This is a genomic window from Acinetobacter sp. 25-47-130, from assembly GCF_056779705.1.
This window is the reverse complement of sequence record NZ_JBWYII010000016.1, coordinates 1-18,935: the sequence shown is the minus strand read 5'-3', so window position 1 is coordinate 18,935 and position 18,935 is coordinate 1. Positions and strand designations below refer to the sequence as shown.

Annotated in this window: 25 protein-coding genes; 10 read left to right on the top strand and 15 right to left on the bottom strand. The window is 39.3% G+C overall.

Annotated features, from left to right (window positions below; translation table 11 throughout):
* Positions 1-158: 158 nt before the first annotated feature.
* The 3 genes from AC1M83_RS14040 to AC1M83_RS14030 all read right to left on the bottom strand — a co-directional run bounded on the left by AC1M83_RS14040 (position 159) and on the right by AC1M83_RS14030 (position 2,602).
* Positions 159-1,532: a dihydrolipoyl dehydrogenase gene (locus tag AC1M83_RS14040; protein WP_481590931.1), complete on the bottom strand. Its 1,374-nt coding sequence runs from the start codon at positions 1,530-1,532 to the stop codon at positions 159-161.
* Positions 1,533-1,848: 316 nt separating this feature from the next.
* Positions 1,849-2,274, bottom strand: coding sequence for a protein tyrosine phosphatase family protein (locus tag AC1M83_RS14035; protein ID WP_092768903.1), 426 nt, complete (start codon positions 2,272-2,274; stop codon positions 1,849-1,851).
* Complete coding sequence (locus AC1M83_RS14030) at positions 2,267-2,602, bottom strand: protein tyrosine phosphatase family protein (RefSeq protein WP_035269714.1); 336 nt, start codon at positions 2,600-2,602, stop codon at positions 2,267-2,269. Before AC1M83_RS14030 ends, AC1M83_RS14035 begins: the two co-directional genes overlap by 8 nt.
* A gap of 123 nt (positions 2,603-2,725) precedes the next feature.
* On the opposite strand from AC1M83_RS14030, the gene AC1M83_RS14025 reads away from it, so the two are divergent.
* The 3 genes from AC1M83_RS14025 (at position 2,726) to AC1M83_RS14015 (ending at position 4,496) form a co-directional block, all read left to right on the top strand.
* On the top strand, positions 2,726-3,625 hold the full coding sequence (locus AC1M83_RS14025) for an alpha/beta hydrolase (RefSeq protein ID WP_092768900.1): 900 nt from the start codon (positions 2,726-2,728) through the stop codon (positions 3,623-3,625).
* Positions 3,622-4,047 carry a thioredoxin TrxC gene (trxC, locus tag AC1M83_RS14020; RefSeq protein WP_481589621.1) on the top strand — a complete coding sequence of 142 codons (426 nt, stop codon included), beginning with the start codon at positions 3,622-3,624 and terminating at the stop codon, positions 4,045-4,047. Before AC1M83_RS14025 ends, trxC begins: the two co-directional genes overlap by 4 nt.
* An 80-nt stretch (positions 4,048-4,127) precedes the next feature.
* Positions 4,128-4,496: an acyl-CoA thioesterase gene (locus AC1M83_RS14015; RefSeq protein ID WP_218945426.1), complete on the top strand. Its 369-nt coding sequence runs from the start codon at positions 4,128-4,130 to the stop codon at positions 4,494-4,496.
* Between the two features lie 72 nt (positions 4,497-4,568).
* On the opposite strand, the gene AC1M83_RS14010 is transcribed toward AC1M83_RS14015, so the two are convergent.
* Complete coding sequence (locus AC1M83_RS14010) at positions 4,569-5,069, bottom strand: DUF4442 domain-containing protein (protein ID WP_035269707.1); 501 nt, start codon at positions 5,067-5,069, stop codon at positions 4,569-4,571.
* A gap of 28 nt (positions 5,070-5,097) precedes the next feature.
* On the bottom strand, positions 5,098-5,586 hold the full coding sequence (locus AC1M83_RS14005) for a YajQ family cyclic di-GMP-binding protein (protein ID WP_035269703.1): 489 nt from the start codon (positions 5,584-5,586) through the stop codon (positions 5,098-5,100).
* A gap of 91 nt (positions 5,587-5,677) precedes the next feature.
* Between AC1M83_RS14005 and AC1M83_RS14000 the strand changes: the two genes are divergently transcribed.
* The gene (locus AC1M83_RS14000) at positions 5,678-5,989 is read left to right on the top strand and encodes a rhodanese-like domain-containing protein (RefSeq protein WP_092768890.1); all 312 of its coding nucleotides are present in this window, start codon (positions 5,678-5,680) and stop codon (positions 5,987-5,989) included.
* A gap of 48 nt (positions 5,990-6,037) precedes the next feature.
* On the opposite strand, the gene mnmC is transcribed toward AC1M83_RS14000, so the two are convergent.
* Genes mnmC through AC1M83_RS13980 form a run of 4 tightly spaced genes read right to left on the bottom strand, consistent with a single transcriptional unit; the run spans position 6,038 to position 9,359 of the window.
* The gene (gene mnmC, locus AC1M83_RS13995) at positions 6,038-7,942 is read right to left on the bottom strand and encodes a bifunctional tRNA (5-methylaminomethyl-2-thiouridine)(34)-methyltransferase MnmC2/FAD-dependent 5-carboxymethylaminomethyl-2-thiouridine(34) oxidoreductase MnmC1 (protein WP_481590930.1); all 1,905 of its coding nucleotides are present in this window, start codon (positions 7,940-7,942) and stop codon (positions 6,038-6,040) included.
* 32 nt (positions 7,943-7,974) lie between these two features.
* Positions 7,975-8,406, bottom strand: coding sequence for an SH3 domain-containing protein (locus AC1M83_RS13990; RefSeq protein WP_481590932.1), 432 nt, complete (start codon positions 8,404-8,406; stop codon positions 7,975-7,977).
* Positions 8,407-8,410: 4 nt separating this feature from the next.
* Positions 8,411-8,713, bottom strand: a complete 303-nt coding sequence (locus AC1M83_RS13985; protein ID WP_035269693.1) for a YciI family protein — start codon at positions 8,711-8,713, stop codon at positions 8,411-8,413.
* A gap of 31 nt (positions 8,714-8,744) precedes the next feature.
* Positions 8,745-9,359 carry an inner membrane-spanning protein YciB gene (locus AC1M83_RS13980; RefSeq protein WP_481590929.1) on the bottom strand — a complete coding sequence of 205 codons (615 nt, stop codon included), beginning with the start codon at positions 9,357-9,359 and terminating at the stop codon, positions 8,745-8,747.
* A gap of 44 nt (positions 9,360-9,403) precedes the next feature.
* Here AC1M83_RS13980 and AC1M83_RS13975 point away from each other — a divergent pair, with 44 nt between their 5' ends.
* Positions 9,404-10,258: a PHP domain-containing protein gene (locus AC1M83_RS13975; protein WP_481590928.1), complete on the top strand. Its 855-nt coding sequence runs from the start codon at positions 9,404-9,406 to the stop codon at positions 10,256-10,258.
* A 64-nt stretch (positions 10,259-10,322) separates the two neighbouring features.
* On the opposite strand, the gene AC1M83_RS13970 is transcribed toward AC1M83_RS13975, so the two are convergent.
* A complete protein-coding gene (locus AC1M83_RS13970) occupies positions 10,323-11,234 on the bottom strand; it encodes a bestrophin family protein (RefSeq protein ID WP_035269686.1) in 912 nt (303 codons plus the stop codon).
* Positions 11,235-11,337: 103 nt separating this feature from the next.
* On the bottom strand, positions 11,338-12,024 hold the full coding sequence (gene radC, locus AC1M83_RS13965) for a RadC family protein (protein ID WP_035269684.1): 687 nt from the start codon (positions 12,022-12,024) through the stop codon (positions 11,338-11,340).
* 115 nt (positions 12,025-12,139) lie between these two features.
* Here radC and coaBC point away from each other — a divergent pair, with 115 nt between their 5' ends.
* A complete protein-coding gene (gene coaBC / locus AC1M83_RS13960; protein ID WP_035269682.1) occupies positions 12,140-13,405 on the top strand; it encodes a bifunctional phosphopantothenoylcysteine decarboxylase/phosphopantothenate--cysteine ligase CoaBC in 1,266 nt (421 codons plus the stop codon).
* Between the two features lie 63 nt (positions 13,406-13,468).
* Here the strand turns inward: coaBC and secB are convergent, their stop codons facing one another.
* From secB to rsgA, 4 genes are all read right to left on the bottom strand, one after another.
* Positions 13,469-13,927 (bottom strand): protein-export chaperone SecB, encoded by a 459-nt coding sequence (secB, locus tag AC1M83_RS13955; protein ID WP_035270796.1) that lies wholly within the window; start codon positions 13,925-13,927, stop codon positions 13,469-13,471.
* A 23-nt stretch (positions 13,928-13,950) separates the two neighbouring features.
* The gene (gene grxC / locus AC1M83_RS13950) at positions 13,951-14,208 is read right to left on the bottom strand and encodes a glutaredoxin 3 (protein ID WP_035270794.1); all 258 of its coding nucleotides are present in this window, start codon (positions 14,206-14,208) and stop codon (positions 13,951-13,953) included.
* 12 nt (positions 14,209-14,220) lie between these two features.
* The gene (locus AC1M83_RS13945; protein WP_035270792.1) at positions 14,221-14,634 is read right to left on the bottom strand and encodes a rhodanese-like domain-containing protein; all 414 of its coding nucleotides are present in this window, start codon (positions 14,632-14,634) and stop codon (positions 14,221-14,223) included.
* A gap of 92 nt (positions 14,635-14,726) precedes the next feature.
* Positions 14,727-15,785, bottom strand: coding sequence for a ribosome small subunit-dependent GTPase A (rsgA, locus tag AC1M83_RS13940; RefSeq protein WP_481590927.1), 1,059 nt, complete (start codon positions 15,783-15,785; stop codon positions 14,727-14,729).
* Positions 15,786-15,909: 124 nt separating this feature from the next.
* On the opposite strand from rsgA, the gene orn reads away from it, so the two are divergent.
* The 4 genes from orn to AC1M83_RS13920 all read left to right on the top strand — a co-directional run.
* Entirely contained in the window at positions 15,910-16,464 is a 555-nt protein-coding gene (orn, locus tag AC1M83_RS13935) for an oligoribonuclease (protein WP_035270788.1), read from the top strand.
* Positions 16,465-16,644: 180 nt separating this feature from the next.
* Positions 16,645-17,379: a Bax inhibitor-1/YccA family protein gene (locus AC1M83_RS13930; RefSeq protein ID WP_481590926.1), complete on the top strand. Its 735-nt coding sequence runs from the start codon at positions 16,645-16,647 to the stop codon at positions 17,377-17,379.
* Between the two features lie 160 nt (positions 17,380-17,539).
* On the top strand, positions 17,540-18,343 hold the full coding sequence (locus AC1M83_RS13925; protein ID WP_092768909.1) for an enoyl-ACP reductase FabI: 804 nt from the start codon (positions 17,540-17,542) through the stop codon (positions 18,341-18,343).
* Positions 18,344-18,505: 162 nt separating this feature from the next.
* A partial coding sequence (locus AC1M83_RS13920) for a phage late control D family protein (RefSeq protein ID WP_481590925.1) occupies positions 18,506-18,935 on the top strand: 430 nt, incomplete at its 3' end.

The window sequence follows — 18,935 nt, the reverse complement described above, 5'->3', positions numbered from 1 at the left end:
ATGGTAGTGTGGGGTTACCCATGTGAGAGTAAGTCATCGCCAGCTCATTATTCTAAACACCCCCTTCAATACAAGGGGGTGTTTTTTTATGCAGTAAAGAATGAATTAAAGATATAAAATAAAAGCCCTCATGAGAGGGCCTTGTATCAAATAATAGATTAAAGTTGTCGTCGAGCGTGTTTTAACGCAGTTCTTAGGCCTTCCTCTAGCGTTGGATGATAGAAAGGGTGATCTAGAATTTCATCAACAGTAAGATCACTGGAGATAGCCCAAGCGAGCAAATGTGCTAAATGTTCTGCTGAATAACAAAGAAATTCTGCTCCGAGAAGTTTACGTGAGTGTCGATCGACGTAAACCTCTACAGCCCCAATATTTTGTCCATTGACAATCGCTCGTCCTTGCTTTTCGTAGGATACGATACCTGTAACGAACTCATGATTGGCTTTACGCAGTGTTTGATAATTGGAGCCGATCCCTGCCATTTCTGGCGAACTAAACATAATACCTAATGGCGTAAGACTTTTTTTCTGACTCGATTGATGTTGATTGAGGCAATTATGAACCGCCAATTTACCTTCATAAGACGCTTCATGCTGGATAGGCGTTGCAGTAAATGCATCACCTACAATGTAAATGGGGTAGTCACCAAGCTGTTTAGTGGTTGGATCAACAGGTAATTTCTTTAGATCAATGAATTCATCATTTATATGCTGAATATTTAACGTATCTAAATTCGTAGTACGACCAGTCGCAGATAATAGGTAATCAACTTCTATAGATTGATTGCTACCATTTTCGATAAAGTTAATTTGAACCTTATCTTCGCCTAATTTCTCAACCTGCTCGGGTAAAATCTCATATTTGATATTTAATTCTTTTGAGAATATTTCTTGAGCAAGCGTTTGTAAGTCTGGGCTAGTCAATGAACCAATTTTTTTACTGCGAGCAAAAACTGTAGTTTCCACACCTAGACGCTGCATGGCTTGTGCAAGTTCGATTGCAATGACACCGCTTCCAATTACAGCTAAACTTTTTGGTAAAGTAGGTATTTCAAAGACTTGATCAGAAGTTAAATATAAATGACCAAGTTTTTGTTGCCAATCTTGATTTACTGTTGGTCTTGAACCAACAGCGATAATGAACGATTTAGCTTGGTATTTCTTATTATTAACATTGATTGTGTTTGCATTTACAAATGTTGCGAGACCTGAAATTTTGTGCGCTGTAGGCCATGAATTAACGTCCTTCAGTGTTGCATTTGTAAATCGATCACGTAATTGCTGTACATGTTGCATAACATCTTTAGTGTCAATTTGAGAAGAAATTTTTAGCCCAAGTTGTTCTGAAGTTCTCGCATTATAGGCAAGATTAGCTGATGAAATTAGAACTTTACTCGGCATACAACCTACTCGAGCACAAGTGGTATCCCACGGACCGTCATTCACAATAAGTATATTTTGTGTAGTTTTAATGGCTTCTTTATAAGCTGAAATACCTGCAGTACCAGCTCCAATAATAATGATATCGTACATATTGTATTGAGTAAGAATGATTTGAATTCACTATATAAAAAAAACTTCGATGAATAAGGTTTTTTTTCAATTTATTACACTTAAACCTTTAACTTTTGGTGATATCCATATTTTGAAAATTTGTATTATTTAAAACTAAGTATTTTCATGGTTGTTATTGAAATAAGATGAAAGAAAAAGGCGCTTGTGCGCCTTTAAAATGAATAAGATACATTTATCTTATAATGATGTACCTGCATGCACACCAACAGTTGGTTTTACATTCATCGATGTGCAACCGAGTAAAAGAAACGAACAACATAATGCAATACAAATTTTATTCATGAATGAGTCCTAATGAATTTGCTTTATTAAATAGTAACGTAGAACGACTACCTGACTTACATACTAAAAGTATAGGTTTAGGTAGACTATTGTAATACTTCGCAAACTCATGAACATCTGCATCTGTTATTTGACCTGAAATAACAGGTTGGTAAATCAAACTGATTTTAGACTTTTCGGCTAAAGCTCTTAATTCACTTGCAGTTGTTTCGTTACCTGATTCTTGATCAGGACGGTTAACGATCACAGACTTAAATCCCTGCTGCATTAAGGCATTGAATTTTGTAGACGTCATATGACCCGATACACTCACAGATGGATTAAGTGCTTTACTGAGCGGTTCTGATGCTGAATGACTTAGTGTTACGATACTAAAAATGAAGGTGGAAAGGATGAATCTAAACCACATCTTAGTCATCAAGCAAATCCATTTGTTTTGCTAATTGGTAGAGATTATTAGAGCGATTTCCCGTACGACAGAACATTAATACTGGTTTTGGTAGCTCATTGAAATGATTTGCAAAAGTACGAACATCAAGCTCAGTAATTTGACCTGCAACTACAGGTTGATATACATAATCTAAGCCTTGAGCGCGTGCAGCTTCTTCAATTTGGGCACTTGTTGGCTGTTCTGGTCCGCCTTCCATATCGGGGCGATTATTAATCACAGATTTAAATCCTTTTTCAACAACTTGAACTAAATGTTCTGGTCCAATTTGACCAGCAAAACCTACATTTTCACTCATTGCGTCACTCCCAAAATAAATTAAAAGACTATGCTACTATCATAGCATCTCGCTCAGATATGAGCTTTGATCGACACAAAAAATTTAAAATAAAAATCGTATGAATATATGCATGGAGCACCTATGTACGATTACACCGTAGAGCCGTTGTACGTACAAAAAGCAAATGAGTTGATCGCTGCTGACCTTTATTTGCCTGTCAAAGTTAAAAGACCTCCTGTGCTTATTATGGCGCATGGTTTTGCAGGATTACGTCAATTCAAATTAATCCAATATGCGCAACGTTTTGCTCAATCAGGTTTTGCAGTTGTACTCTTTGACTATCGTTGTTGGGGAGGAAGTACGGGTAAACCACGAGAAATGGTCTCTATCCGTCAGCAGCTAGAAGATTGGTATGCTGTGATTGCGCATATCAAATTATTCCCTTTGGTTGATGGACACCACCTTTTCTTATGGGGAACGGGTCTGAGTGGCGGATATGTTCTAAAACTTGCATCTGAGTTAAATGGGATTCGGGCTGCAATAGCGCAAGTACCCTTTGTGGACGGAAATGCCAGCAGTAAAATTTATCCAATTCAACATATGGCGCAGGCTTTAAAGTTATCGAGTCAGGATTTAATGGCAGCCAAAGTAGGACGTGTTGGAAAAACAATGCCTGTCGTTCATCCTTATGCATTAAGTTTTTACCCGAGTCAGGATAGTTATCAAGGGTATATGTCGATCGTTGATTCAAACTATTATTGGAGCGGTGAGGTGCCTGCAAGAGCTATGTTAGACGTCATACGATTTCGACCGATTACTACGGCAAGAAGTATTAAAATTCCTGTGTTATTTATAGCTGCCAAGAAAGATGCAGTTATTCCCATAGAGATTAGTCGTGAAACTGCAACCAATATGGCACCTTATGTGGAATACCATGAGTGGAATATGACACATTTTGATATTTATCAAGCAAATTGGATGGAAAGCGCAATCAAGCTTCAATTAGAATTCTTAGATCAAAATAGAGGAGTAAACTCATGATTGTTGTTTGTCCATCTTGTGGCGCAAAAAATCGTGTACCTGAAGATAAAATCCAATCTCAGCCGAATTGTGGTCAATGTCATGAGCATTTGATTCCGCTTGCCCCTATTGAGCTGAATGAGCAAAACTTTAGTAACTTTATTACCAACAGTGATTTACCAGTATTGATTGATCTTTGGGCAGAATGGTGCGGGCCTTGTAAAATGATGGCACCGCATTTTGCTGAAGTAGCCAAATCAAATCCGCATGTGGTTTTTGCGAAGATAGATACTGAAGCGAATCCGCGCTTAAGTGCTGCCTTTAATGTTCGTAGTATTCCAACGTTGGTATTGATGAATAAAACGAATGAAATTGCTAGAATAAGTGGTGCATTACGTGCAAATCAATTACGAGATTGGTTAAATCAGCAATTAAATGCTTAAACAATAGGCCAATATTTGGAGTGACTGTGTCAGATTCTCAACTTAAGCCAGAAGGTACATTATCCCTTCAAACCATTGCTATGCCTGCAGATACCAATTGGAGTGGGGATGTTTTTGGTGGTTGGATTGTTTCACAAATGGATTTGGCTGGAGCTATTCATGCAGAGCGTTATACAAAAGGTCGCTGTGCAACCATTGCAATTAATCAAATGACATTCCTTGTGCCTGTTAAGGTGGGTGATGTCATTAGTTGTTATACTAAAATTTTAAAGCTCGGAAATACCTCAATTCAAATGCAAATTGAAGTATGGGATAGTCACGACTCTTCACGTCCAGCGAAAAGAGTGACAGAAGGTGTTTTCACTTTTGTTGCGGTGGATGTGAAAGGGGCAAAACGCCAGATTCCAGATGATGTTAAACAAAAGTTTCAAGAATCTCTAAGCATCTAATCACAAAAAATCCCAACATCGTTGGGATTTTTTATTAGGGAAACTTTTTTAGGATCAATATGATCATGAGCTTTATTGCTTAAGTTGAGATTTTGCAATCCAAGCCCAGAGCATTTCACATTGAATTGGCTCTTCGCCAGATTCATCTGTCACGATCACCTTGACAAGGGTTTCACCTTTTTCAGACTCTTGCATCTGTTTTTGTTGATCATCAGTCAATGTAGCGACTGCAGTCATCGCACCTTTAGATGGGCGTTTGAAATCTACTTTTAAGCTTTTTATTAATACGATTGAGGTATCGGGTACATTCATGCCCGTAACAAAGCCTGTAGCTGTTTCAGCGATCAGCGCCATTGCGCATGCATGCACTTGACCAATATGATTTTGCATTGCTTTATGGTTTTCGATTTTAACGACAACTTTAGCATGACTAACTTCAAGATAACGTAATTTAGCGGTTCCCACCATTGGAACGACACGGCCGAAAGCTTTACTCCATAAAGTACTACGGATACCTTGTGGAAACTTAGATGTCGCTTTTACTAACTTAGATAAACGATTGCCTTTTGCCATGATCAGTTCCTATGATGGAGCAAAGAGATTAGTCTTTGAAATTGTTAAATTGAAGTGGGATACCGAATTGTTGTTCTTTTAAGAACGCCATAACTTGTTGTAAAGTATCGCGCTTCTTGTCAGTGACTCGGATTTTATCGCCCTGAATAGAAGATTGCACTTTGATACCACTTTCTTTAATGGCTTTATTAATTTTTTTTGCTGTATCAGAGTCAAGACCGTCTTTAAGTTTAATCACTTGAATGACATTTTTGCCAGATGCTGTCATTTTTTGCGGATCTAGTGCTTGAACGTCGACCTTGCGTTTATAAAAGTGATTTTCCAGCATGTTGTAAACTTGCTCACATTGGAAGTCACTTTCAGTCGAGATCTTAATTTCTTTATTTTTTTCGTTTAATTCGATCGAAACGTCTTGACCACGGAAGTCGAAACGCGTTCCGATTTCCTTTTGTGTGTTTTGAACTGCATGATTTACTTCAAAAATCTCTAATTCTGAAACAATATCGAAAGATGGCATAGTTTAGACCTTTACAAATAGAAAGAATATCTGAGATGCTAGGGATGTTTTCTTCATTTGCCAAGTGTTGTTTACATCAAAGGAGTGCGCAATGATCCGTAAACAAGAAATTACAACATTTGAGTTCCCAGCTGACGCGATTATCTGGGATGTACGTGATACAAGTGCTTATGCTGAAGCACATGTGAAAGGAGCGGTGAACCAACCGATTTCCACACTTTCAGCAGAAAGCCTGACTCAAGTTGCAGCGGATCAACCGATTTACATTTTATGTGGCGGCGGAAGTAAAGCACCACGTGCTGCAGAACTATTAGAAGGCTTTGATAGTTCACGTGAATATGTGGTCTTAATGGGTGGTACTCGTGCTGCTCGTGAGGCAGGATTACCTTTAGAGCAAGGTTAATCATGGTTGAAAAAAAGCGCCTTATGGCGCTTTTTTAGTTTCAATAAATCATGGTGATTGAGTTTTAGCCTGAAAATATGGCTTCTTTATTCTTATTTTCTTTCTAAATCGATGAACATTGAGTTTATTGAGTAAAGTTTCAGATACAGGGCATGCTGTTTTTAAGATTTGAGCCACTAGAATTTCAGCACACAAAGGAGCAAATAAAAAGCCTTTAGAGCCCAAACCTGAGAGTGTATAAATCTCAGTATCAGATTCAACCTGACCTAGAAGCGGAAAATAATCCTGACTTTGTGCACGAACAGAAGCTCTACCATGCCAAGAATGATGGTCAGGAAATTGTGATGCAATATCTGGTGCGAGATCTGCAAGTAACCTGAAGTTATGTTCATGATCTTCCTCAAGAACATCTTGATCATCTCGATTAGGGTAAAAAGAAGCACCTAAAATGATTTGATGATCATTTAAAGGCATACAGTAGCCACCATAGCTATATGCTTCATGTTTCTTGAACTGTGAAGATGAAACATGATTAAACCAGCTAACTTGACCACGTATCGGTTTTAAAATAGGAAAGTCATCAAAGAGATTCATACTTTCACGGGCACAACAAATAATCACATGGTCAAATTGATATTGTTGTCCAACATGATCTGTTATACCGACTTGATGATTGGCAAGTAGATGCCACGATTTGATTGTCGCTTGCTGAAATTCGATCAGTTCATTCGATAATATTTCTTTAGCCAAATCATGCGGTCTGATTGTTCCAGCCTGTTTCAGGGTGAGGAATGCTTGGTTGAACAGGCTGTTTTCAGCGGCAGAATTTGCTTCGAGTATGTTTTCTGGATATTGATTTGCAAGATCGAGAAGTTCATCAGCGTGTTTAAGAGGGATTTGATGGACTTGCGCGGCGTCAAAGGCTTCAAATTTTGAATAATGGTTCATCGCATGTTGCCATGCTAATGTCATTAAATGATCGGCACTTTGTTCAATAGGACAGAGTTTGGGATTCAATAAAGCCAGAGGATTTCCTGATGCGCCACTTAATGGCTCATGGTGGTCAAATAGGCGGACGCGGTGACCTCTTAATGCAAAGGCATAGGCACAACTTAAACCCGCAATTCCAGCGCCTACAATGCCTATACAGCGTTGAGAACTTGAGTGTGGTTTGTATTGGTAATCTTCGGGAGAGAGCTCACTTTTTTCAGCCTCTTCGTCTAAAGGCAGTAAAACTCCCTTTAGCATTTCACGTTTGTGTCCGAAACCTTTGGGGCGTGTAATTTTCACGCCATGTTTTTTTAATCCTCTTTTGAGGATGCCAGCAACACTGAAAGAGGCAAAAGTGGTTCCAATATCCGATAGTCGAATAATTTGATTCAGAACTTGTTCTTCCCACATATCAGGATTGCAGGCAGGAGCGAATCCATCTAAAAACCATGCATTGACAGTGCTAGTTTTGGCAATGACTGGAAAAACATCATGTGCATCACCTAACCAAATATCAATACTAAAACGCTCATCTGGAAAATGAAGGCGGTGGCATCCTGCAATTGGCAGTGGATATTGGGCAATGAGTTGATCTGATAAATGTTTCAGTTCAGGCCAAGCATTTAAAGCTCGGATCAGATCAGTCTTGCTCAATGGAAATTTTTCTACCGTAATGACATGCAGTTGACTATGATTATTTGGACGAATTGATTGCCAAAGTTGCCAAAGGGTGAGGATATTTAAACCCGTGCCGAAGCCAGTTTCTCCGACTGTGAAATGTTCAAATGGTTTTAAGTCCGATAGGCGTTCATGTAGATCATTACCATTGATAAAGACATGACGCGTTTCAAGAAGGCCATTGGCTTTTGAAAAATAAACATCACCGAAAACTTTAGAAACTGGAATATCAATTCCATCAACGAGTTGCCAATCGAGATCAGCAGTTTGAATGGCCTGAGTCAAAATTTGAAACCTTTGAAAAGCGTGTCAGTGGTTTACCACTGACGACGTCGTTTTGTATAGATGTAACTGGCAATAATAAAGCCGACAAAAATACCGACAGCCATTGTTGCTGCACCGTACAAAAACATTTGAGCACTACGTTCACTTTGAAGCACCTGAATTTGTACACCTAAATTATCATTTTTTAGTTGTAATTCTTGATTCTGTGCTAAAGCGTCTAGGTTTGCTTTTTCAAGCTGTTGGAGACGTGTTGCTTGGTCTTTGACTAAAGCCTTTACTTTTGCTTCTTGAAGCGCTTTATTTCGTGCAATTTGTTCAGCTGTAAGTGGCTTTGCAGGCGTAGCTGTTGCTGGCTGAGACTGTGCAGTTGGATTCGCTGGTGCAGCAGTAGTTGCTGCGGGTTCAGCCCAAGCTGAAGATACCAATGCAGAACTGATGAAAAGAGCAGAGCGTGTCAAATTCATCATCTTATTCATGTGGTAATGCTTTATTAAAAGGTTTTACGTCAATGCTGGCATAAATGCCTTCTTTTAAAAAAGGCTCATCTGCTAACCATTCATCTAACGCTTCACGGCTTTCAAAATCTAAAATAAGGGTGCTGCCATAAAATCCAGCTTGTGGATTATTACGATCTTTTGGCATCGCGCCAGCGACGATTACGCGACCTTCCTCAGCCAGTTTTTCAAGGCGTGCAAGGTGTTGTGGGCGTGTTGCTAAGCGTTTTTCAACAGTACCTTCTTGGTCGGTACACGTCACTACAAATAAGGGCATGGCGAAATCTCTATATCTTCTTTCAACACGATTATTCTTCTGCAGATTTAAAGTGTTTTCGTAAAATGATGAATTGAATAATGATAAATGAAAACATCACAATCATGTCACCAAAAGCAGTAAATTCACCCCAATATTTTCCATCCATGAACACGAAAGCAAAGAAAATATGCAATGATGCCATACCAACAAACATCACGGCCCAAGCATAGTTTAAATTTTTCCATCCCTGCGGTGTTAAATTTAAAATAGGACCAAATAAGCGTTGAATGAGAGGTTTGCGGTCTTTACCAAAATAAGGTGAAATTATGAAAGCACCAGCAAATACAAAATTCAAGATCGCTGCTTTGAGACGAATATAAAAATCATCGCTCAACATGAGAGTAATACCACCAAAAATCACCGTCATAAATAAAACAATCCATTGTTGTTTATCAAGGTGAAATTTTTGGCGGACAAATAATGCGCCGTAGACCACGAGCATAGAAATGATTAAGCCCGTTGTAGCAACGAGAATATGGTTATTATCGACGCCACCTGCAGAGCCGATCCATTGCAGTAAAGGGTGATTGTTATCTTTAGGATCGACAGTTTTGTAAAGCCAAAAGAAAATTATGAGTGGCACAAAGTCTAAAAGTGCTTTCATGTTAAAGTATCTATGCAGTTCAGGTGGATGGGTTAGTATAAAAGATGCAAGGCGTAGATTTACACACACATAGTAATATTTCTGATGGAACTTTGTCGCCAGAGTTACTGGTTCAAGCTGCGCTCGAAAAAGGGATACATACCCTTGCACTGACTGACCACGATAGCATGGATGGTTTGGTTTTGGCTGAAAAAGTTGCAAAAAATCAACCAATTCAAATTATTTCAGGTGTGGAAATTTCAAGTCAGTGGTCTAGACCTTCGACCAAAAAAAGTTATGGTGTGCATGTGGTCGCACTGAATATGCAATCCCCTGATGCTTTGCATAAGCTACTAGAACAACAAAAGATGATTCGAGCTGAACGTGCTCAACTCATCTGTGAATTGTTGAAGCCTCTTATTGGAGAGGATATTTACGCGGATGTGGTTGCGAAGGTCGAGGGTATACCTGATCGTGTGACACGAACCCATATTGCGAAGACGCTGGTCGAGAAGGGTCATGTTTCACGTCCGCAACAAGCTTTTGACAAATATATCAAAGAAGGTAAAAAAGCTTATGTTCAGTTTGAAGGACTAGGTCTGGAGGAAACGATACGTGTAATTCATGAGGCTCAAGGGTTTGCTGTTTTGGCACATCCTACCCGTTATGATTTATCTGCGACGAACATTCGTTATTTAATTGAAATATTTGCACGTTACGGAGGCGATGCAGTTGAGTTGCCACCTGCGATTGAGCCTACTTCGACGCGACAAATGGTAGACCGAATGATTGCCGAATTTGGGCTTAAAGTATCTGTTGGAAGTGATTTCCATGGAGATAATATGCCATGGATAAAATTGGGGAATATCCCTCAAGTGAAAGAGGGGCAGGTTGGCATCTGGGAAAGTTTTATTGTATAGAAATTCTCTTATAACAACGGATAAGAGAATTTCAGGCGGCGATAAGACATTCAGTTGTCATGAATCAAAGTAAGTTGTGATCTTGTGCTTGGATCGGTGGAGGAGTTGGTTTTCCTAAAGTCCCGAGTAGTTCAATCTCGATTGTACGAACCATGGCATCGAGTGGAAGATCATTACTTTGTGTACCAAAAGGCTCTTCTATTTCAGAGCTGAGCGCATCAAGCCCCAAAAACGTATATGCTAAAATACCGACTAACAGTGGCGTCGCCAAACCGAGCACCGAGCCTAAACTAAATGGAAGCATAAAACAGAAAAAATAAACGGTACGGTTTAAGAGTACTGAATAAGCATAAGGTAAAGGAGTTGTAGCAATACGATCACAGCCTGTTTGAACCAAACTTAATTCAGTTACATGTTGGTTCATTTGTGTATAAATAATGTCTGAAATTTCGCCTTCTTTCAGTGACTGCATCAACTCCCATTGAATCAAACTTAATGTGTATTGTGGTGCATTGGCTTGCTGGTAAAGTTGAGTTAAAGCTTGTGGGCTCATGCCACTGGTTTGATGCAAAGCATCGGGACTGACTGTTTGATGACGAAGACGGTCACGCAGTACGTTCGCAAAAACAATCATATGCTGAATTACACGTTCACGACGACCTTGCGGCAAGATCCGGCAGTCTCGATCGAAATGTCGAGCATTGGCGATTAAGCTTCCCCATAATTTACGCGCTTCCCACCAACGGTCATAACATGCCGAATTTTTGAAACCTAAAAAAATCGACAATACTACTCCGATCAGTGTAAACCCAACCAAAGGAATTTCAGGGAATCTATAGAGATTTATATATTCAATTCCCCCCACGATTGCTGAAATCAGCATAACGATTCCAAGTGGAGGTAATACCTTCGGTAAGATAGTTCCACGCCATGAAAATAATAGTTTTAGCGTATCGGTTTGATCACGAACAATCATGTAAATCAATCTTTCATTTTTCTATGATCTTCACTAGTTCAGCGAGTATTGTCAATGATAAAAAATGGAAACTTCGAGCAATTTTATTCTGTAATTTATAGACTTATTCTCGGATCAGTTGGTGCTCCATAAAAGAGTAGCTGCCTTCGGTGGAAATGATGACATGATCGAGTAATTTAACCTCAATTAAATTACAAGCTCTACTTAAAGATTTCGTCAAATTGATATCGTCAATTGAGGGCTGAGGAATTCCTAAAGGATGATTATGTGCAATAATCACAGCACTCGCCTGAGTGTGGATGATATGTCGAATAAACTGATTAATTGAAACTGCACAGTGGTTAGTAGAACCAAAGAATAATTTTTTAAAATTAATTTTTCTGAGCCTTGCATCTAAACAGAGTACCGCGAAAATCTCTTGAGATTCGCCAATAAGTTCATAGCGAAGATAATCTTGAATTAAATCAGAGCGACTTAAATCAATTTGTTGGTTCAATTGATGTTGCAAGTAACGCCGTCCAAGCTCTTTTACAGCCATCAATTGAGAGTATTTAGTGTCTCCCATGCCATGGAACATGCGAATTTCATCTATCGATGCATCAAACACTGCATTTAAGCTTCCAAAATGTTGCAGCATCAATCTTGCTAATTCGACTGCAGAATGTTGTTGAGATCCTGATCTTAAAAAGATGGCGAGGAGTTCTGCATCAGAGAGGCTATGTGCACCTTGGCGGAGTAATCTTTCTCGCGGTCGTTCTTGTTCGGGCCATTGTTTGATCGAATTATTCATTATTATTCACTGTTTTAAATTATTTTAACTTTTGAATATTCACCAAGGTATATCTTGGGTGGCAGAATATTTAATGCTATTGTGAGCGCCACTGCAATAAAAAGGTGACGTGATCTTGAGTTTTGATCTTAGTGTGTTCTCCAATAAAAATATTATTCTTGCTGTTACTGGTGGTATCGCTGCTTATAAAAGTGCCATCTTAGTACGCCGACTTAAAGATTACGGATTTAATGTCCGAGTTGTAATGACTCAAGGTGCCCAAGCTTTTATTACGCCGCTTACCTTTCAAGCATTGTCGGGTAATCCAGTACATACTGAACTTCTAGATACAGAAGCTGAAGCTGGAATGGGGCATATCGAATTAGCACGATGGGCGGATTTGGTGCTTGTCGCTCCTGCCAGTTGTGACAGTATTGCTAAATTTGCTTGCGGACTAGCGGATGATTTACTCAGTACACTCTATTTGGCAACAAAAGCACCTGTTTGGATCGCACCAGCCATGAATCAACAAATGTGGGCGGCTAAAGCAACACAGCGCAATTTGAGTACTTTGGTCGATGATGGTGTGCATGTCATTATGCCTGAGGCGGGTTCTCAAGCGTGTGGCGATGTTGGATTAGGACGTATGCCTGAGCCTGAAGATTTAGCTGAACAGGTACGAGAATATTTCCATAAAGCGCAGCGTGCAATTGCAGAAAAATTTGGCTTGCTGGCGGGTAAAAAAGTGACGATTACCGCAGGTCCAACTCGAGAGGCAATTGATCCAGTGCGCTATATTTCAAATCACAGCACTGGAAAAATGGGGTTTGCTATTGCTGCTGCATGTTATTCAGCAGGTGCTGAGGTGACACTGATCGCGGGTCCTGTCAGTTTAGATACACCGAATGGGGTGAAGCGTTTAAATGTATCTTCAGCGAGACAGATGCTTGATTTAAGCATGAATCAGTTGGAAACAGGATGTGATGTATTTATTGCGACAGCTGCCGTAGCGGATTATCGTGTTGCAGAAGTTGCGGAACATAAAATCAAAAAAGCTGGTGATGAGTTAGCTGTCTCTCTTGTTAAAAATCCTGATATCGTGGCGACGATAGCTTTGCAAGACAAACGTCCATTTATGGTCGGTTTTGCAGCTGAAACGCGTAATGTTGAAGAATATGCCGCAGGTAAATTGGTGGCTAAGAAACTAGATATGATCGCATGCAATGATGTTTCAAGAGCGGATATTGGTTTTGCTTCAGATGAAAATGCGATGACTGTGTTTTTTGCTGAACAATATGAAATGGAAAAACGTGATCTTGAAAAAGCTTCAAAGCAAGAAATTGCACAACAATTGGTTGAAGCTATCCATGATGCATTACATCAAGAAAAACGACCTGTTTAAATGTAGGATATAAAAAAGACCGCAAATGCGGTCTTTTTTATAAGGGGGAAGTTAATCAAACGATTAAGCTTGACCTTCAGCAGCTGCAGCTTGAGCGCGTTGCATGTTTGCCTCAAACTCAGCATCGAAGTTAATCGGTGTAAGAAGTAATTGAGGGAAGCTACCTTTAGTTACAAGATCGTTCACCGCTTCACGAAGGAATGGGAACAAAATATTAGGGCAATAAGCACCAAGAATGTACGGAAGACGTTCATCTTCAACGCCATCAATCAAGAAAATACCTGATTGTGTTACGTCTACGATAAATGCAGTTTCACCTGCATTCGCAGCTTGTACAACCACTTTTAAAGAAACTTCAAAATGAGTTGGATCTACTTTTTCAGCTGATGAAGAAAGATTGATGTTTAACTCAGGTTGCCATTCTTTTGTAAAAACCGCAGCACCAGGAACTTCAAAAGAAATGTCTTTTGTATAAATACGTTCTAATGCTAATTGTGGTTGAACTTGTTGTTCTTCACTCATTCTTAATTCCTTAGATTTAGTGATTATGCCAATAATTCGTCTAGTTTACCTTCACGCTCTAAAGCATAAAGTTGGTCGAAACCACCGATGAATTGATCTTTAATGAAAATTTGTGGCACTGTGCGGTGGTTGGTTTTTTGCATCAACTCAACACGAACCTCAGGTGCTTCTTTTGATAAATTAATTTCTTTGTACTCAATGCCTTTACGTTCAAGGAGTTGCTTTGCACGTACGCAATAAGGACACATCGTTGTTGAATATACAGTCACTTGAGCTGTCATTTTACAAACTCCTTAAGCTTTTTTGCTTTTTACTAAAGGTAAGCCTTGAGCTTTCCAGTTACTGATGCCACCGTCTAAACGATAACTATCTGTATGACCGACTTGTTGTAGAGCAGAGCCTGCAACTTGGCCTAAATTACAAATGAATACCAATGGACGGTCCGCAGCTTTTAATTCTTCAACATTTGCAGCAATTTGACTATATGGAATATTACGACTACCGCTAATATGACCTTCACGGAAATCTTTAGCATCGCGCAAATCAATCAGCATCGCATTTTTAGCTTTCACTAAAATTCCGAGCGATTGTGGAGAAATTTTACGACCACTACGTTGTCCTTCAAAAACGAAAAACAAAACAATAAGGGCCCCTAAAATTGCAAATAAAAAGGGGTGATTCCCCATAAATTCGAACCAACGTTCCACAAATCACCTAATGACTAATTAAAAACTGCGTTGAGTATAACGTATATATATGGTGATCAAAATCACTGCTTCAAGGGCGTGCTTAAAGAAAACTAATTTTTTTGTTGCGCCTCAGTAATCTCATCTATTAGACGTAAATAACTTTCTAAACGTCTTTGTAAAATATCACCATTTTTGACACCTTCTTTAAGCGCACATTGCTTTTCGTGCGTATGGGTGCAATTGCGATACTGACAATGTCCTAAGAGCGCAGAAATTTCAGGAAAGCCACCATCGATTTTCTCATGATCTAAATGCCATAAGCCAAATTCACGAATACCTGGGGAATCGATTAAAGCACCATTTTCACCAAAACGAATTAAACGTGTTGAGGTCGTGGTATGTTGACCGAGTGCGGAGTTTTCTGAAATGACATTGGTTTTTTGATCAGCATCAGGAATGATGGCATTAATAAGTGTACTTTTCCCAACACCTGATTGACCTACAAATGCAACAGTTTGGTTGTCAATACGTTGAATCAACTCATCTAAATTACCATTAGATTGGGTCAGGATGAAGTCATAACCAAGTTGACGATATTCTTCTGCTAACAACAAAATTGGATCATTTTCTTTCAGTAAATCACATTTGTTTAATACTAATAAAGCTGGAATATTTGCATCTTCACATGCAACCAAATAACGATCAATTAGGGTTGGTGCAGGTTCTGGTAACGGTGCAATCACAATGACGATCAGGCTGATATTTGCAGCTACTGGTTTTACTTTGTGATAACGATCTGGGCGAGTCAACAAGGATTGTCGCGGTTGAATCGCTGTGATAATACCTAAGCCAGTATTTGGATCTGCTTGCCATTTTACGCGATCACCTGTAACCAATAATTCTAAATTGGTACGGGTATGACAGCGCCAAACGCTATTCAATTTAATAGGTTTCCAAAAAGGTTCTGGCTCACCTTCTTTGGTATCTGGTTTTATTGGATGTTGATCAGGCAAGGAGAGGGCTTGTACTTCGAGTTGTCGACCATAGTGTTGGACGACTAAGCCTTCTAAGTCGTGAGACGTGTCGATTTCTTCTTGACGTGTTTGATGTTGTTTCTGAATACGACGTTGTTGTTGCTCTGTCAAACGACGCTTACGAATTAAAGCCATTCACAACCTAAAAAACCTTGAAATTTAGATGGCAAAAATAGCATGATGAGCCATGGATTTACAGCCAAGATCGGAATAATTTGCTACTATCCATCTTTAATTTAGCCCAATAAGATTGCACTTTATGAGCAGCACCCCAGATACCCGCTTAATTTGGATCGACCTTGAAATGACAGGGTTAGATACTGACAATGATCAAATTATTGAAATTGCAACGATTATTACAGATGATCATTTAAATATCCTTGCTGAAGGCCCAGTGTTAGCTGTACATCAGTCAGATATTATTTTAAATGCGATGGATGAGTGGAATACACGTCAGCACGGGCAATCTGGACTTATTGAACGCGTACGCCGTAGTAAGTTAACTGCGCAAGATGCTGAGCAACAAACACTTGAATTCTTAAAAAAATGGGTCAATCCAAAATCATCTCCAATGTGTGGAAACTCAATTTGCCAAGATCGCCGTTTCTTACATCGTTTAATGCCAGAGCTTGAGCAGTTCTTCCATTACCGTAATTTGGATGTGTCTTCTGTTAAAGAGTTAGCAAAACGCTGGCGCCCAGAAATTATGAGTGGCTTAAAGAAAAATGCTTCTCATCTTGCGATGGATGATATTCGTGACTCAATTGCTGAATTGAAGTATTACCGTCAATATTTTTTCATCTCAAATAATTAAAAAGTTCTGTTGAAATTTTAGAAAAGGGGCTAAGGCCTCTTTTTTATAGATTTTATAAATGATCGAAAGAACAAAGTATTAATTAAAATGTTTAAAAGTTGATAGCAAAAAATAAACTGATTTTTATGCTGATAGATCTCAGAATAGTGAAAATTTAAGAATGATAACAGAGACTAAGTTATGCAAAGTAGTAATCCGATTTTAACCCGTGTAGAGACGGTATCCAATTATCAACAACCCATGACCATTCAAGGTGCGATTCAGAAATCTGTTGTATTAACTGTGATTTCGGCAGCGGTGGGTATCGCGCTGTTTATTTATAGTTTTATGACTTTAAATGTATCACTCGCCTATGCTAGTGCGATGGTGGGGGCGATTGGTGGATTCATTCTGGCACTCATTACTACTTTTAAGCCGAATACTGCTCGAACTTTAGCTATTCCATATGCTTTATTTCAAGGTGCTTTTTTAGGGGGTATTTCAGTCATATTTCAACTGAAATACCCTGGAGTTCCTTTAAAGGCCTTGCTCGCAACATTTGTCACGACTTTGGTGATGTTCGCGCTTTATCGGTTTCAAATTATTCGTGCGACTGAGAAATTTAAAGCGGTTGTGTTGTCAGCCACCATTGCGATTGCGATTGTATTTGTGCTCCAATTTATTATCAGTCTAGCTTTTGGTTCGAGCATTCCATATATATTTGATAATAATTGGCTAGGTTTAGGATTTGCAGCTTTTGTCGCCATTATTGCATCATTAAATCTAATTTTAGATTTCGACCTGATTGAAAATGCCGCAGCTCAATATGCGCCTAAAGCGATGGAATGGTTATGTGGAATTGCCTTATTAGCCACTTTAGTTTGGATGTATTTCTCTTTCTTGCGTTTAATTGGTCTACTGTCTAGTAATGACTAATGTCGTTCAGCTAAGGCGTGTAAAAAGATCAGACTGATGTCTGATCTTTTTTTAGCGTCTAATTCGGTTTAACAATTTTTTGAAAAAAGATGCATTATGCAATTTCGTAAATGCTCTAGACTTGGCATCATGCATGAAAATTAATTTAAGTGAGAGTCACATGGCACAAGGACTATTAGCAGGTAAACGTTTTTTAATCGCGGGTGTTGCGAGTAAATTGTCGATTGCATTCGGTGTTGCAGAAGCTTTACACCGTGAAGGTGCAGAATTGGCATTTACCTATCCTAATGAAAAAATGAAGAAGCGTGTTGATGACTTTGCTGAACAGTTTGGTTCAAAACTAGTTTTTCCATGTGATGTTGCTGTTGATGCTGAAATCGAACAGGCATTTGCTGAATTAGCAAAACATTGGGATGGTTTGGATGGCGTAGTGCATTCAATTGGTTTTGCACCAGCACATACTTTAGATGGTGATTTTACTGAAGTTACTGATCGTGAAGGTTTTAAAATCGCGCATGACATCAGTGCCTATAGCTTTATTGCCATGGCTCGTGCGGCAAAACCACTTTTAACTGCTCGTCAGGGTTGTTTGCTCACACTCACTTACCAAGGTTCAGAGCGTGTGATGCCAAACTATAATGTTATGGGATTGGCGAAAGCATCTTTAGAGGCTGGCGTTCGTTACTTGGCTTCAAGTTTGGGTGCTGAAGGAATTCGTGTAAATGCGATTTCAGCTGGTCCAATTCGTACGCTTGCGGCTTCAGGTATCAAGTCTTTCCGTAAGATGCTTGATCTGAATGAAAAGGTTGCACCTTTAAAGCGTAATGTCACGATTGAAGATGTAGGTAATGCGGCATTGTTCTTGTGTTCACCATGGGCAAATGGTATTACTGGCGAAATTTTATATGTAGATGCTGGTTACAATACGGTTGGTATGAGTGCAGATTTAATGCTAACAGAATAAATCTCATCGTAAGAAGAAATAAAAATCGGCAATTTTATTGCCGATTTTTTTACATTTTTTAAAGTTCATTTATGTAACCAAGACTAGGTAAATCGTATTTTTTTTGATTAAATATTAAGAAATTCTTTAGCTTTATTAAATTATAAAAGACAGATAATAACCATGCTTGCCAACATCTTTTCGGCATTGGAACAGCTCGGCCTAACCGCCCAAAACAGAGCCCTCCACATCCAATTCAGTCATTCACAGCTGAATAGCCAAGTCTTCCTACAACGTATCGATGGCAGCCATGCCCTTAACGAAGGCGTGCAAGCAGAACTCGTCTGTCTCTCGACCAATGCCTTAATTCCACTCAAACAATTCATCGGCACACAAGTTGCCGTCGATCAAGTCACCGATCAAGGAACCCTGTTTAGAACCACCGGCATCATCACCGAAGCTTCACAAGGACAAAGCGATGGGGCACTGACCCTCTACAAACTCAGGCTTAACGATGCAACTTCACTTTGGCACAAACGCCGCAACAGCCGCGTATTTATGAACAAATCCGTGGTCGAAGTGGTCGAAATCCTCTTTGAAGAATGGCAAAACA

Excerpts from the sequence above, each read along its gene's own strand:
- grxC (WP_035270794.1), bottom strand. The coding sequence starts at position 14,208 with ATGACAGCTCAAGTGACTGTATATTCAACAACGATGTGTCCTTATTGC.
- AC1M83_RS14035 (WP_092768903.1), bottom strand. The coding sequence starts at position 2,274 with ATGACTAAGATGTGGTTTAGATTCATCCTTTCCACCTTCATTTTTAGT.
- AC1M83_RS14025 (WP_092768900.1), top strand. The coding sequence starts at position 2,726 with ATGTACGATTACACCGTAGAGCCGTTGTACGTACAAAAAGCAAATGAG.
- AC1M83_RS13985 (WP_035269693.1), bottom strand. The coding sequence starts at position 8,713 with ATGCCCTTATTTGTAGTGACGTGTACCGACCAAGAAGGTACTGTTGAA.
- secB (WP_035270796.1), bottom strand. The coding sequence starts at position 13,927 with ATGAGTGAAGAACAACAAGTTCAACCACAATTAGCATTAGAACGTATT.
- AC1M83_RS13990 (WP_481590932.1), bottom strand. The coding sequence starts at position 8,406 with ATGAATTTGACACGCTCTGCTCTTTTCATCAGTTCTGCATTGGTATCT.
- AC1M83_RS14005 (WP_035269703.1), bottom strand. The coding sequence starts at position 5,586 with ATGCCATCTTTCGATATTGTTTCAGAATTAGAGATTTTTGAAGTAAAT.
- trxC (WP_481589621.1), top strand. The coding sequence starts at position 3,622 with ATGATTGTTGTTTGTCCATCTTGTGGCGCAAAAAATCGTGTACCTGAA.
- AC1M83_RS14030 (WP_035269714.1), bottom strand. The coding sequence starts at position 2,602 with ATGAGTGAAAATGTAGGTTTTGCTGGTCAAATTGGACCAGAACATTTA.
- AC1M83_RS13925 (WP_092768909.1), top strand. The coding sequence starts at position 17,540 with ATGGCACAAGGACTATTAGCAGGTAAACGTTTTTTAATCGCGGGTGTT.
- orn (WP_035270788.1), top strand. The coding sequence starts at position 15,910 with ATGAGCAGCACCCCAGATACCCGCTTAATTTGGATCGACCTTGAAATG.
- AC1M83_RS14015 (WP_218945426.1), top strand. The coding sequence starts at position 4,128 with ATGCCTGCAGATACCAATTGGAGTGGGGATGTTTTTGGTGGTTGGATT.
- AC1M83_RS14040 (WP_481590931.1), bottom strand. The coding sequence starts at position 1,532 with ATGTACGATATCATTATTATTGGAGCTGGTACTGCAGGTATTTCAGCT.
- AC1M83_RS13975 (WP_481590928.1), top strand. The coding sequence starts at position 9,404 with ATGCAAGGCGTAGATTTACACACACATAGTAATATTTCTGATGGAACT.
- AC1M83_RS13980 (WP_481590929.1), bottom strand. The coding sequence starts at position 9,359 with ATGAAAGCACTTTTAGACTTTGTGCCACTCATAATTTTCTTTTGGCTT.
- rsgA (WP_481590927.1), bottom strand. The coding sequence starts at position 15,785 with ATGGCTTTAATTCGTAAGCGTCGTTTGACAGAGCAACAACAACGTCGT.
- AC1M83_RS14010 (WP_035269707.1), bottom strand. The coding sequence starts at position 5,069 with ATGGCAAAAGGCAATCGTTTATCTAAGTTAGTAAAAGCGACATCTAAG.
- AC1M83_RS13930 (WP_481590926.1), top strand. The coding sequence starts at position 16,645 with ATGCAAAGTAGTAATCCGATTTTAACCCGTGTAGAGACGGTATCCAAT.
- AC1M83_RS13970 (WP_035269686.1), bottom strand. The coding sequence starts at position 11,234 with ATGATTGTTCGTGATCAAACCGATACGCTAAAACTATTATTTTCATGG.
- AC1M83_RS14000 (WP_092768890.1), top strand. The coding sequence starts at position 5,678 with ATGATCCGTAAACAAGAAATTACAACATTTGAGTTCCCAGCTGACGCG.
- radC (WP_035269684.1), bottom strand. The coding sequence starts at position 12,024 with ATGAATAATTCGATCAAACAATGGCCCGAACAAGAACGACCGCGAGAA.